General features: G+C 62.6%; 12 protein-coding genes. 4 read left to right on the top strand and 8 right to left on the bottom strand.

Going from position 1 to position 13,146, the window contains the following annotated elements; all coding sequences use genetic code 11:
- Positions 1–62 precede the first annotated feature (62 nt).
- Both BJD99_RS05420 and BJD99_RS05415 read right to left on the bottom strand, forming a co-directional pair.
- Positions 63–962: an oxidoreductase gene (locus tag BJD99_RS05420; protein ID WP_084345743.1), complete on the bottom strand. Its 900-nt coding sequence runs from the start codon at positions 960–962 to the stop codon at positions 63–65.
- 86 nt (positions 963–1,048) lie between these two features.
- On the bottom strand, positions 1,049–1,405 hold the full coding sequence (locus BJD99_RS05415; RefSeq protein WP_084345742.1) for a hypothetical protein: 357 nt from the start codon (positions 1,403–1,405) through the stop codon (positions 1,049–1,051).
- A 178-nt stretch (positions 1,406–1,583) separates the two neighbouring features.
- Here BJD99_RS05415 and BJD99_RS05410 point away from each other — a divergent pair, with 178 nt between their 5' ends.
- On the top strand, positions 1,584–3,551 hold the full coding sequence (locus BJD99_RS05410; RefSeq protein ID WP_084345741.1) for an AarF/ABC1/UbiB kinase family protein: 1,968 nt from the start codon (positions 1,584–1,586) through the stop codon (positions 3,549–3,551).
- A 105-nt stretch (positions 3,552–3,656) separates the two neighbouring features.
- On the top strand, positions 3,657–5,354 hold the full coding sequence (locus BJD99_RS05405) for a dihydroxyacetone kinase family protein (protein WP_084345740.1): 1,698 nt from the start codon (positions 3,657–3,659) through the stop codon (positions 5,352–5,354).
- Here the strand turns inward: BJD99_RS05405 and BJD99_RS05400 are convergent.
- The 6 genes from BJD99_RS05400 to BJD99_RS05375 all read right to left on the bottom strand — a co-directional run bounded on the left by BJD99_RS05400 (position 5,337) and on the right by BJD99_RS05375 (position 9,216).
- Positions 5,337–5,828 carry a GAF domain-containing protein gene (locus tag BJD99_RS05400; RefSeq protein WP_084345739.1) on the bottom strand — a complete coding sequence of 164 codons (492 nt, stop codon included), beginning with the start codon at positions 5,826–5,828 and terminating at the stop codon, positions 5,337–5,339. The genes BJD99_RS05405 and BJD99_RS05400 overlap by 18 nt on opposite strands.
- 10 nt (positions 5,829–5,838) lie before the next feature.
- Positions 5,839–6,063: a hypothetical protein gene (locus tag BJD99_RS05395; protein WP_084345738.1), complete on the bottom strand. Its 225-nt coding sequence runs from the start codon at positions 6,061–6,063 to the stop codon at positions 5,839–5,841.
- 61 nt (positions 6,064–6,124) lie between these two features.
- A complete protein-coding gene (locus tag BJD99_RS05390) occupies positions 6,125–6,781 on the bottom strand; it encodes a DUF998 domain-containing protein (RefSeq protein WP_084345929.1) in 657 nt (218 codons plus the stop codon).
- A 10-nt stretch (positions 6,782–6,791) separates the two neighbouring features.
- Positions 6,792–7,226: a very short patch repair endonuclease gene (locus BJD99_RS05385; protein WP_084345737.1), complete on the bottom strand. Its 435-nt coding sequence runs from the start codon at positions 7,224–7,226 to the stop codon at positions 6,792–6,794.
- A 5-nt stretch (positions 7,227–7,231) separates the two neighbouring features.
- Entirely contained in the window at positions 7,232–8,071 is an 840-nt protein-coding gene (locus BJD99_RS05380; RefSeq protein ID WP_084345736.1) for a hypothetical protein, read from the bottom strand.
- A complete protein-coding gene (locus BJD99_RS05375; RefSeq protein WP_179142208.1) occupies positions 8,068–9,216 on the bottom strand; it encodes a DNA cytosine methyltransferase in 1,149 nt (382 codons plus the stop codon). Before BJD99_RS05375 ends, BJD99_RS05380 begins: the two co-directional genes overlap by 4 nt.
- A 264-nt stretch (positions 9,217–9,480) precedes the next feature.
- Here BJD99_RS05375 and BJD99_RS05370 point away from each other — a divergent pair, with 264 nt between their 5' ends.
- Together BJD99_RS05370 and BJD99_RS05365 are read left to right on the top strand one after the other, a co-directional pair.
- Entirely contained in the window at positions 9,481–11,286 is a 1,806-nt protein-coding gene (locus BJD99_RS05370; protein ID WP_084345734.1) for an ABC transporter ATP-binding protein, read from the top strand.
- Positions 11,279–13,105 (top strand): ABC transporter ATP-binding protein, encoded by a 1,827-nt coding sequence (locus tag BJD99_RS05365; protein WP_084345733.1) that lies wholly within the window; start codon positions 11,279–11,281, stop codon positions 13,103–13,105. Before BJD99_RS05370 ends, BJD99_RS05365 begins: the two co-directional genes overlap by 8 nt.
- Positions 13,106–13,146 lie beyond the last annotated feature (41 nt).

Here is a 13,146-nt window from a genome sequence, read left to right as displayed (position 1 = left end):
TTCGAGATTGTCCGGTCGGCCGGCTGTCACGGTAGAAGTAATTGCTGCACAAGAGCGTTCAGCTACTTCCCGAAGTCGTACGTGATCCCGGTGAGTCTTTCACTTGCGTGCCAGAGCTTTTCGGCAAGCTCTGCGTCCTGAGCTTCGGACGACATTTTGGCCGGACCGGGGACGCCCCTGGCTTCGAACAACGAGGTAGGTCCGCTGTACGAGCCAGGCCCGCCGCTCTCGAGGGCGTACAGCGTAGGAAGAGCACCTGCGCGTGCGGACTGAGATATGAACTTGAGCCCTATCGAAGCAGCGAGGGAGGCGATCTTCGAACTCCCCAAACCGTCCGGGCTGGTGTAGAGCGCAGTCTCGGAAATACCTGGGTGCGCTGCATTGCTGGTGATCGGAATTCCCGCCCTGTCCAGCCTGCGTTGCAGTTCGAGAGCGAACAGTAGATTCGCGAGCTTCGAATTGGCATACATCCGCTGCGGTTGATAACCGTTGGCGGCTTGCAGGTCGTCGAAGTCCAACTTCGGTCCTTGCTTGTGCGCAACCGAGGAGACGGTCACGACCGTTGCGTGATCTGCTGCACGCAGATTCGGCAGCAGGTGGCCGGTCAATGCGAAGTGTCCCAGGTGGTTCGTTCCGAATTGGAGCTCGAAACCATCCTTGGTTTCCGCTCTCCTCGCCGGCATCATCACGCCCGCATTGTTGATCAGAACGTCGAGGGTCTTCGGGGCGGACTCGGCGAACTCGCGGACCGAACCGAGGTCGGCGAGGTCGAGGTGTGCGGTGTCGACAGTACCTTCGGGTGCCTCCGCGGCGATTTTCTCTGCTGCCCTGTTCGCCTTGTCCAAGTTCCGGCAGGCCAACGTGACGTGGTCGCCCTGCTTGACCAGTTCGAGTGCTGTGAAGTAACCGATACCGGTATTTCCGCCGGTGAGAATGACATTTCGCTGCTTGTTGTCTGGCACGGGCAAAGGTTACCTTCGGCGATTCGGATCTGCCTATGACCGAAATAGGCGCAGGGTCGACATACAGCCGGTCGATCTACCGCCCGCTAGTTCCAGAGCACCGCGACAATCACATTCACGATCGCCAGTCCACCGGCAGCATGGACCAAGTTCACTACTGGCTCGGAGCGCTTCTGCCGGGCGCGGGCGATCTCGGCACAGGCGACGACGGCCAATCCGACGACCAACTTCACGCCGATCTTCCCCATGTTGTAGTCCTTGCCCAGAGAATCCACGCTCTCGCCCAATCCGACGAGGACGATGCCGGCCAAGAACGCGATCCGCGCGCCCCACACCATCACCTCGGTGATCCGCGGCGCCTTGATTACTGTCAGATACCCGCCCACGATGGCGGCCATTGCGACAAGGTGCACCAGCACCACGACGTTGTATACGAATTCCATACCGCCACCCTATCGGTGGAGACCAGCAATAATGAGCAGTCGAGGTGAAGTCGGACCACGTGTTCCAATCCTGATGATCGGGCGTAAGAGCGAACTTGCCGGACGGTAACGGAGCCTGCGGCGGGCGAAACGTCGCTAGGCAGTGCGAAATTCATCTCGAGCGAAAGGCCGTGGCACCGTGGGGCAGACGACAACGAGCGTGCTGACAGCCTTGGTGGTCACGGTTCTGTCGGTCGCGCTGATAACGACGGTCGCTCGTCGCCTCGTAGGTCTCCGCGCAGGGCTGATGCGGTCGGTAGTGGCCGCAGTGCTGGCGCTGGGTGCCGAGGTGGGTTTCGAGTCTCAGGTGGTGTGGCAGCAAACCTCGAATCGGCTGGCTTTCATCCCGTTGCAAATCGGGATCGTCGTCCTGGTCGCGTTGCTGTCTTTGGTCCTCATGGAGCTACTCGTCCCACAGGGCAGCCTTGCCCGCCCGGATCAGATGGCGCGGGCATTCCGCAGACAGATTTCTATGACCCGGCGCGGCTTACAACTCGTCGTGGTGGCGTTCAGGCACGGCCTGCCCCGGATGGCGCGCGTACGAGGGGGGCCGTTCGGTGGAACACCTGAGCAGCGGCGATCGCGGGCAAAGGAACTGCGCTCTGCCATGGAAGAAGCAGGGGTGGGATTCGTAAAGTTCGGTCAGATGCTCTCTACCCGGGCGGATCTGTTGCCTCGCGAGTACCTCGACGAACTGTCCCGACTGCAGCAGCAGGCTTCCCCCGTCGAGTGGCAGGACATCGCCCAGATCTTGCGCGACGAGTTGGGGTGCGCTCCAGAACTCGCCTTCGCGCGGATCGATCGCGAGCCGATCGCTGCTGCGTCGATCGCGCAGGTGCACCGCGCACGTCTGCACACTGGCGTAGAGGTGGCGGTGAAAGTGCAAAGGCCTGGCATCGGACCGTTGGTCGAGCGTGACCTCCAGATCGCTACCAGAACTGGACGCAAACTCGAGGATTCGACATCGTGGGGGCGCTCCATCGGGGTTGCGGCGCTGACGGAGGGGTTTGCCGACGCGCTGCGTGAAGAACTGGACTTCCGGTTCGAGGCTCGAAACCTCGCCGCATTGCGTGCGGTTGTCAGTAATCACGAGTCGATACCAGAAATTGTTGTGCCCGAACCATTCTTGGACTTCTCCACCGGCCGGGTCTTGGTCATGGAGTTCACTTCGGGTACGACGCTTGCCGCGAAGGGAGCCCTCGATGCCCTCTCTCCTGCCGAGCGCGAACGTTTGGCCCACACCTTGTTCGACTCGCTGTTACGCCAGGTAGTCGTCGATGGTGTATTCCATGCGGACCCGCACCCAGGAAACATTGTGCTGATGGACGCCGGCCGGGCCGCGTTCATCGACTGTGGCTCGGTCGGACGCATCGACTCGTACCTGCGCGCAGGTCTCGGGCAGTTCATGCTCGCACTCGAGCAGAACAACCCTGAACAGGTAAGTGATGCACTGTTAGGGTTGGTGGTTCGTCCTGAATACGTCGACGAGGACGCGCTGCGCCGGAGCATCGGGCGGTTCATGGCGCTGCATATGTCCGTGGGCACTGACCCGAGTGCGGAGATGTTCACAGATCTGGTCCGCCTGGTCTCCGACTATGCGCTCGTGATCCCCAACGAGGTGGTCGAGGCCTTCCGTGCAATCGGGACACTCGAAGGCACGGTGGCTGCGATCGCACCCGGCCTCAGTATGGTCGCCGAAGCCCGCGCCTTCGCTTCGCGGCAACTCACCGAGCGGCTCTCCCCATCGTCGCTGCAGGAGACTGCGAAAGACGAATTGATCACCGTGCTCCCGATCCTGCGCCGAATGCCACGGCACCTCGACCGCGTCGCCTCATCACTCGAAGCAGGACGGTTGAAGGTGAACCTCGGCTTGTTCTCCGACTCGCGCGACCGGAAGCTGATCGTGGGACTGGTCAATCAGGTCGTACTGGCGTTCCTGGGTGGGGTCGCCGGGATCATGGCCGTGGTGCTGCTGGCTAATCCGGGCGGGCCGCAGGTCGCCGAGTCGATCACCCTCTACGAGATATTCGGCTTCAACCTGATCCTTATCAGTGCGATCTTGTTCTTGCGTGTGCTCTATGTGGTGTTCGCGGGGAAACGTAACTAGCGCAGCGCGGTTCGCCGTTGTCAGGGCAACACCCCGGCTGTAATCGACTTGGTCGGTCAGGGGACGGGGATGGAAGTCCTCTTTCATGCCGCCTAGGGTGGGGTCATGTTCGTCAACTCAGCCGACACGTTCGTTGCCGACGCACTCCGCGGCCTGGTGGCTACCACCGGCGACATTACCTGGCAACCCGATCCAGGATTTCTTTCCCGACGCGACCGAATCCCGCAGGGCCAGGTCGCGTTGCTGTCAGGTGGCGGATCAGGCCACGAACCGATGCACGCAGGCTTCATCGGCGAGGGGATGCTCACCGCAGTGTGCCCTGGACTGGTGTTCACCTCGCCGAATGCACTACAGGTGCATGAAGCATCCAAGGCGATCAGCGCAGGCGGCGGCGTGTTGCACATCGTGAAGAACTACACCGGTGATGTGATGAACTTCCACATCGCGCGGGAGTTGTTGCGCGAGGACGGTATCGAGACGGATTTCGTTCTGGTCGACGACGACGTCGCGACCGAACGCTCCGATGGGGACGGCCCCGGCCGCCGCGGGACTGCAGCGACGGTGGTCGTCGAAAAGGTATGTGGTGCAGCGGCGCAACGGGGTGACTCGCTCGATGCGGTTGCGGCGCTCGGTCGGCGGGTGGCATCGAACTCGCGCAGCATGGCGGTGGCCCTGGGTTCGTGCACTCTTCCCGGTTCGGCTTCACCGTCGTTCGACCTGCCCGAAGACGAGATCGAATTGGGCATCGGTATCCACGGCGAGCGCGGAACGTCTCGTGTTCCGACGATGTCGGCGCGAGACATCGTCGCCGAGTTGGCGGGCGCCGTGGTGGCTTCGCTCGCGCTCGAACGCGGTGACACCGTGCTCGCCTTCGTCAACGGTCTGGGCGGCACCCATCCGCTGGAGCTGCATCTCCTGTTCGGCGAGCTAGCAGAGTACCTGTCGGACAAGGACATAACCATAGCCCGCACCCTCGTCGGGAGCTTCGTGACGGCGCTGAACATGGCAGGCGCTTCGATCACGCTCGTCCGTGTCGACGAGGAGATCCTCCAACTGTGGGATGCGCCGACATCCGCGCCTGGGTGGCCCAATGCTGCGCAATCGGAGTACCGAGGTGTCGGCGAGCGAGGCAGCTTCGGTCCGAGCTTCACCCCTAGCGTAACCAGCAGTGACACAAGCGTATTCGTGGGTGAATGGGTATCGAGTTGGGTGCGGCGAGTGCTCGACGAAGAGCCGGCATTGACAGATTTGGACCGGAAAGCCGGGGACGGGGACTTCGGAACCAACATGGTGGCCGCGCTCCATCGGCTCGATCTCGACAGCATGCGCGAAGAACTACCGGCTGCAACGGTATTCGAGGCAGTGTCCGAGGCGTACCTGGGTCACGCGGGCGGAACGTCCGGTGCGCTGTTCGGGCTATGGTTTCGGCAGTTCTACCGTGAACTCGGTGAGGCCGTTGACCTCGACGCCATCGTGCGCGCCGCACGGAACGGACTGGACAGCATCACCGAACTCGGAGGCGCGCAGGTCGGCGACAAGACGATGGTCGACGCCCTTGCTCCTGCCGTGGCAGCGTTGGAAGAGGCAGCGTTGGAAGAGGCGGCGTCACTGGTGGCCGGACTCTATGCGGCCGCCGCGGCTGCCACGGAAGGTGCCGCATCCACCAGTGAATTGACGGCGAACCGCGGCCGCGCGTCGTACGTCGGCGAGGCGGCCCGCGGTGTCACCGACCCGGGCGCGCTGGTGATGGCGTGGTACTTCGAGGCAGCGTCGGATGCTGCAGAGTCAGTGCTCGCCCAGTGAGGAGAGAAACACTCGCGCCAGTGCTTCGAGGCCGGCTTGATCGTCGGCGTCGAATCGATTCGGTCTCGGGCTGTCGAGGTCGAAGACTCCGATCAACTTGCCATCGCGGCTGAGTGGAACCACCAACTCCGATCGCGTAGCAGCATCACAGGCGATATGTCCGGGGAAGGCATGGACGTCCTCGACACGCTGTGTCTCGAGGGTTGTCGCTGCGGCCCCGCACACTCCTTTGTCGAGTGCGATCCGCACACACGCAGGCTGCCCCTGAAACGGTCCGACGACCAGCTCGACGCCGTCGTACAGGTAGAAACCGACCCAGTTGACCTCGGGGAGCGCCTGATAGACCAGGGCCGAAATGTTGGCGGCATTGGCGATCCGATCCGACTCCCCGGACACCAGTGCTCGAGCCTGCTGCAGCAATTGGGCGTACTGCTCGGTCTTGGTACCGGCAAGTGAGGTGGCGGTGAACGACATGGGCCCGAGTCTATTTCTTCGGAACCTTGCGCCCGGCACTGAGGCGACCTGCCGCGAACCCGACAGCGAACAGCACCAGCAGGATCAGCCACAGTGGTGAGGTGACGTTCAGCCAGAACAGCTCGATGGTGGTGCTGTACCGGTTCTGGGCGATGAATACCGCCGCGAGAATCACCAGGACGATGGATATCCAATGAGTTCGGACGATGCCCAGTGCTCGATCTTTTCCCGACATACACCGGAAAGCTACCTTCTCAGAGCGACTCTCGGTGGCAAACCGCACACAACTTTCATGTTCACCGAGCCCCATCGCGGCCTACGCTTACGCCGAGGACTATGAGATACAGCGACATTCCCCCGACTTGAATCCGCTGCGCGATACCGAGGCCGTACTCACCGGGCAGGTTGTCGGCGATCATCAACCACGCCGTCGCGACCGAGGTGACGATCAGAACCGCTGTGCCAGCAGTGCGCAAGAGCGGCATCGACCGGTACCGAAACGACGCTATCGTGAACGCGAGCATGGCGGTGAACACGGCAAACACTGCGATCGTGCTGGTGAGCGCATGAATGTGGTGCAACTGTGGAAAGAGACCGCTCGGCTCGACAGGGCAGCCGGGGTCGTTCTCGGCCACACACTCGATCGGCAATTGGGAATCTGCGATCGTGGCAATCCCGAAAATGCCGAGAGCGATCCAGCCGACTGTCGTGAGGCGATGTCGTCGAATCCACCACAACCCCAGGACCGCGGCGAGGACGAGGAGCAGCCCGGTGATCAGATCGGCCGTGCCGAAGAACTCCTTGTAAGGCTGATCCGCGGCATCGAGCTCACTGAGAAACGAGTGCGCCGGATCCAATCCTGTGTCGAGGAAGAACTCCGCCACCCATGCCGAGTACAACAGCCCGGCGACTATCGAAATCACCATCAGTGTGGTGGCTCTCCGTCGCGTCACTCCCGCCACTCTAGTTCTCCGGCGGCGCCGAGCCGTCTTCGTCGAGCGCCCGAGTGACCTTGTCGGCTGCGTCTCGGGCCACCTCGTGCTCCCATACGCGTACGACGGTCCACCCCGCAGCATCCAATCGGGCATCGGTATCGCGGTCGCGGACGACATTGGCGGCAAGTTTGTCGGTCCACCACTGCGCGTTGTTGCGGGGTGAGGTGGCGTGAAGAGGGCAGCTGTGCCAGAAACAACCGTCGACGTACACGGCTACTTTGCGTCGTGGGAACACGACGTCGGCGCGCCGACGTAAACCTTTCAGCGGAGCCCGATCGACGAAGTACCGCAGGCCACGGCGATGGAGTTCACGACGCAGCGCCAGCTCTGGGCCTGTATCGCGCCGACGTTGCTTGCTCAGACGCGCGCTGGTTGCGGCATCGGTGCGCGGACGATCGGCCACCTGAACTAGCTGTCTTCGCTGTCTTCGGGTTCGGACCAGGTGGGCGCAAATCGGTTTCTGCGCTCGACCTCGCCGTGCACAAGAGCGACGAACTCATCGAACGACAATGTCTGGGCGTCGGAAGGTCGTCCGTTCCGCGGTGGGGACTCGTCGACGTCGAAGAACCGAACCTCACCGCGATCGGGGCCGTCCGTCTCGTAGAGGCCGATGAACACCTTCTCGAACAGGTCGTAACGAGTGTCCTCGGCGCCCAGATCGACCCACATTTTCCCGGTCCCGCCGACGACCGGACGCTTTCCGCGGCCGGATCGTTTGGACAGCGTCGTCACATGATGTGCGAACGAGGACTTGCCGATGTCGCTCGCCTTCGCCGGATCCCCGTCATCACACGTCGACAGCGGCTCGAACATGACCGCGATCAGGACGCTGTACGGCTGGCGCTGATGCAACACCATCGCCTCACCGCGCAGTTCGTGGTCGTTTCGGACGATGTTCTTGGTCCAACGCCCCAACTTGCCGGTCCTCGGGCTGTAGTCCTGGAAGCTGTAGGTCTTGATCGACACACAGAGAATCAGGCCCAGCGTCGGGTCGAGCGCCTTGACGTCGAGTCTCTTACGACCCTTCGCGACGTCGACCTGCGCTTCCTGGCCCATCCCCATCGCGTCGGGAGTGATTCCCGGATAGTGGGGCCGCAAAGCGTCGGCGACCGTCTGCGCGAGATGGTTCGACAAGCGTTGGGCGTAGTTCTTCTTGTCGCTGCGGTCTGCGCTCGGAGATGGCTTGTCTCCGGCCAACGTCAATGGCCGCGCCAGCGCAGGGGGGTCCGGAAACAAGTGATCGCTCATGCGGCGCGAGGTGTGGGGTGCCCGCCCATGCGGTCGAGGTGGCTCTCCACGTCGTCGAGGAAACCCGGAACGAATCGAAGGTTGCCCATCTTCGCGCGCTTGAGGAAGCCCGCGGTGGCCCGAGCGGACAACAGCCGAGAGTCGTCGAGGAAGTCGCTGAGGTCCTCGTACGGCTCGTGCACGGGCCAGGTGGATCGGTGGACTCGGAACGAAGAGCCGTTGCGTCCCCAGGCGGCCGTCGGCCAGGCCTGCCCAGGTAGAAGCGGGGTGTCCTCGGAGTCGTCGTGTGGCTGCGGCCGATCCAGCTGCGAGGCGACCCACGACGCCATCCGCACACTGACCGCATTGCCGACGAGCTTCCACCGATGGCCGGCCCGTACCCCGGGCAGCGACAGCGCGGGCGCCGTCCAATCCGGGTCGAAGCCCTGCAGGCGTTCGGCGCCGATGATGCCCGGCGTCACGATCTCCCCGGACGGCAACCGGATAGCAGGTGGACTGGCGATGCCGATCGACGATCCGCCCTTGAGCGTCGGGACGGCATTGATGGCCCAACCGAGCCCACGGGTGCCCTCGGTCCAGTAGAAACCACACGGCTGCTCACTCGGGTCGCCCTCGGGCACGGGACCCGCGTCCTGCCCGAACAGCACCTCTCGCGGATCCTCGGTGCGCGAGGCCAGCATCAAAACCCGCTGGCGACGCTGCGGAAGCCCGAACGACCGAGCGTCAACGACGCGGTAAGCCCACGTGTAGCCGAGATCGGACAACGCGTCGGTGATGTGACGCATCGCCGCGCCCCGGCTCAGTTGCAGCATGAAGGGGACATTCTCGATCAGTAGCCAACGCGGTCCCTTACGTCGCTTGACGAGGCGAAATACCTCGTCGACGAGCCCGGAACGAGATCCGGTGATACCCGCAGTGAGGCCGGCCTGAGACAGATCCTGGCAAGGGAACCCCGCCGCGACCAACTCGGTGCCCGAAGGCAACGATCGCAACTTCGTCACGTCACCGTGCACGGGAGTATCGGGGAATCGAGCGCCGAGAACGGCCTGTGCTCCCGGGTCGATCTCGCACAGCAGTTCGGTGGACCACCCTTGCTCCGAAAGCCCCAACTCGAGCCCGCCGATCCCGGCGAACAGCCCGACCATCGATCGTGAACTCACGGGCACCCTTCTGTGATTCTTGAAACTGATCGGACTCTTGTAACTGATCGGACTCTGAAACTGATCGGACTCTGTAACTGATCGACACCCAAATTCATGGAGAACGTTACTCGAGACCTCCGACAGGTTAGGCGAGGCGCACGGTGAGGCGCACGAGCTCTCATGCCGTGGAATGTGGCGGCCCGAAAATCGGTTGGTCGAAGAACTGCGGAGTGAAACCATTCCTCTGACAGTGCGAAGGAGTTTCAAGTGTCGACGAGTGTGCTCGAGCCCGAGGTAGGGACGGTCGATTCGTCGTCCTCGAATCCTGAGGAACGCAGTTCGTTGGCACGCTTTCTGCCGTTCATTGCACCGTATCGGTGGTATTTTTTCGTCTCGATCGCCGTGTCGTTGGTGGCGACTCTCACTGGGCTGGCGATTCCACTCGTGATCCAGGGCGTCATCGACGGCCCCATCACCGAGGGCAACGTTGCGGGCGTGTGGTGGCCTGCGGCATTGATTTTGCTGCTGGGCACCATCGATGCCGTGGGTATCTGGATTCGACGCTATCTGGTGTCCGGGCCGTCGAGTCAGTTCGAGATTTCGGCACGTGCAACGGTCTTCGAGAAGTTGCAGCGACTGTCGGTGTCCGCGCACGAAGGCTGGGAATCCGGCCAGTTGCTCTCACGCGCGATAGCGGACCTGTCGGCGCTACGACGTTTCGTCGCCTTCATCGGTCCCTTTCTGATCATCAACACGGTGACGCTGGTCGTCGGGCTGGGCGTTCTGTTCGTCCAATCCTGGCAGCTCGGTCTCATCATGGCTGTGACGACTGTTCCGCTCGTGATCATCTGCGCGCGTTTCGAGTCGCTCTATCGCGTTCTCGCGCGGAATGCGCAGGATCAGGCAGGCGATGTCACGACCACTGTCGAGGAATCCATTCAGGGAATCCGGGTGCTCAAGGCGTTCGGCCGGAGCGCGCATCTGGGCCGAAGATTCCTTTCCGAAGCAGCGACGCTGCGTGGCACCGAACTGCGAAAGGTTCGATATCTCGCGATCCTGTGGTCGCTGATCGTCGGCATCCCGCCGATCGGAATCGGGCTGATGCTCGCCTTCGGGACCTACTCGATCGTGGCGGGCACGATGACAGCAGGAATGTTGGTCGCGTCGATGGCCATCGTGTCTTTCCTGCTGTGGCCCATCGAATCGTTCGGATTCCTGCTCGCCGAGCTGAACAATGCACGCACGGCCGCGGATCGTTACTGGGAAATCATGGACACACCCGAGACGATCAGTGAACCTGTTGCGCCGGTGCCGCTTCCGAAAGACGTGCATGGAACGTTGGCGTTCCATGGCGTCGGCTTCACGTTTCCCGACGCGTCGGCACCTCTGTTGACCGATGTCGACTTCCGGATCGAACCGGGTGAGACGGTCGCGCTCGTCGGGGTGACGGGTAGTGGGAAGACTGCGCTGACCAATTTGGTGCCGCGACTCTACGACGTCACGGCGGGTGCGATCACGATCGACGGTATCGACATCAGGACGTTGGCGCTCGAGGACCTGCGTTCGGTGGTGTCGGTTGCGTTCGAGGATCCGGTCCTGTTCTCGGCGAGCGTGCGCGAGAACATCGCACTCGGTCGGCCGGGTGCATCGGATGTCGACGTCGAGGAAGCGCTGCAGATCGCTCATGCCGTCGAGTTCGTGGATGAGCTGCCCTGGGGGCTGGACACTCGAATCGGGGAACAGGGTATGAGCCTGTCCGGTGGGCAGCGTCAGCGATTGGCGCTGGCGCGGGCGGTGCTCGGGAAGCCGCGAATTCTGGTGCTCGACGACCCGCTCTCGGCCCTGGACGTCAACACCGAGGCTTTGGTTCAACACGATCTACGACGCGTCCTGACTCATTCGACGACGTTGCTGGTCGCGCACCGGCCGTCGACTGCTGCGCTCGCGGATCGGGTGCTGTATCTGGAGGAGGGAAGAATTGTGGAGCAGGGGACGCATGAGCGCCTTCTGGCGTCGTCGCCGAGGTACCGCCACGTCATGGGTTCGATCGAAGCGGGATCTGTCGATGGCTGAGCAGCAGAGAGTCGGTGATTGGCGAGGCGTCGGCAACGAGGATTCCGATGTCGATTCGACGGGCAACCTGGTCCTGGCGGCGAGGTCTCGTCGACTCTTGGCGTCGTTGGTTCGGCCGTACAAGAAACAGGCGTTGCTGGCGCTGGTGGTCATCATCGTGGACAACCTGGCGTTCGTCGCCGGTCCACTGTTCATCGCATACGCGCTCGACAACGGGATCTCCGCTGCACAGGACGGCCGCTGGATGCCGCTGGTATGGACGGTACTGGGCTACATAGGATTCGGCGTTCTCGGTGCGATCACCACGTACACTTTTCTGATCGTGTCCGGGCGGCTCAGCCAATCGATCCTGTTCGATCTGCGTAAACGCGTATTCGTGCACGCGCAGCAGTTGAGCTTGTCGTTCCACGAGAAGTACACCTCTGGCCGGCTCATCTCGCGATTGACCAGCGATGTGGAATCGCTGCAGACGTTGCTCGAAAGTGCCTTGAACGACGCCTTGTCCGCGGTTCTGTCGATCGTCACCATCGCGGTCATTCTGGTGTATCTCGATATGCCGCTCGCACTTGTGGTGCTGGCAGGCTTCGTTCCGCTGGTTCTGGTGACGCGGTGGTCGCAGCGCAAGCAGCGCACCGGATATCGACGCACACGGGTGGCCATTGCAAAGGTCGTCGTCCATTTCGTCGAGTCGATGGGTGGCATTCGCGCGGTACAGGTTTTCCGCCGGGAGCAGCGTAACGATGCGATCCTCGAGGTAGAGGACAGTGAATACCGAGACGCGACGACGTCTGCGCTGCGCGGAATGGCGAGCTACACCGGCATCGTTCGGTGGATCGGCAATCTCACGCTCGTGATCATCGTGGTGTTCGGTAGTTACCGGGTGATCAACGGCCACATGGATATCGGTGTGCTCGCAGCGTATGTGCTGTATCTGCGCCGGTTCTACGGACCGTTGGACGAGTTGGCGCAGGTGTTCAACTCGTATCAGTCCGCAGCGGCCGCACTCGAGAAGATCTCCGGAGTGCTCGAGGAGGAGCCGTCGGTGCAGTCGCCCAAAGATCCGGTGTTGCTCCGCTCTGCACAGGGAGACATCGACTTCGGCCATGTTCGGTTCGCGTACAACACGGACCGCGTGGTGCTGCCGGAATTCTCGTTGCACGTACCGGCCGGACAGGTCGTGGCGATGGTCGGCGCGACCGGTGCAGGAAAGTCCACTCTCGCAAAGCTTCTCGCACGCTTCTACGATCCGACAGAGGGCACGGTCAGCCTCGACGGAGTGGACCTCCGCAGACTCGACGACGAGAACATGCGCGAGCACATCGTCATGGTGACCCAGGAATCGTTCCTGTTCTCCGGCTCGGTCGCCGACAACATCAGACTCGGCAGGCCCACCGCCACCGACGAGGACGTGCGGGCAGCAGCAGATGCCGTCGGGCTCACGGAGTTCATCGCCACACTTCCCGACGGAATCGACACCGACGTCCGAAAACGAGGCGGCAGGCTCAGCTCAGGCCAGCGGCAACTCGTCGCGTTCGCCCGAGTGTTCCTCGCCGCGCCAGCGGTGATCGTCCTCGACGAGGCGACCTCGAGCCTCGACATCCCGAGCGAGCGATTGGTGCAGCGCGCCCTCGAAACGATTCTGAGGGGGCGGACCGCGTTGATCATCGCGCACCGCTTGTCGACAGTTGCGATCGCCGATCGCGTCCTGGTGATGGATAACGGCAACATCGTCGAGGATGGGACTCCGGATCAACTCATCGCCCGACACGGCAGGTTCGCCGAACTGCACGACGCGTGGGAAACCAGCCTCGTCCAGTGAGTGCGCTTCCTCGGGCAGTGATGATGGGTGAGGTAGCTTGG

It is taken from the genome of Rhodococcus sp. 1163 (assembly GCF_002091985.1).
Lineage (GTDB): Bacteria > Actinomycetota > Actinomycetes > Mycobacteriales > Mycobacteriaceae > Rhodococcoides.
Note: the sequence above shows the minus strand (reverse complement) of the source record. Positions and strands in the feature narration are given on the sequence as shown.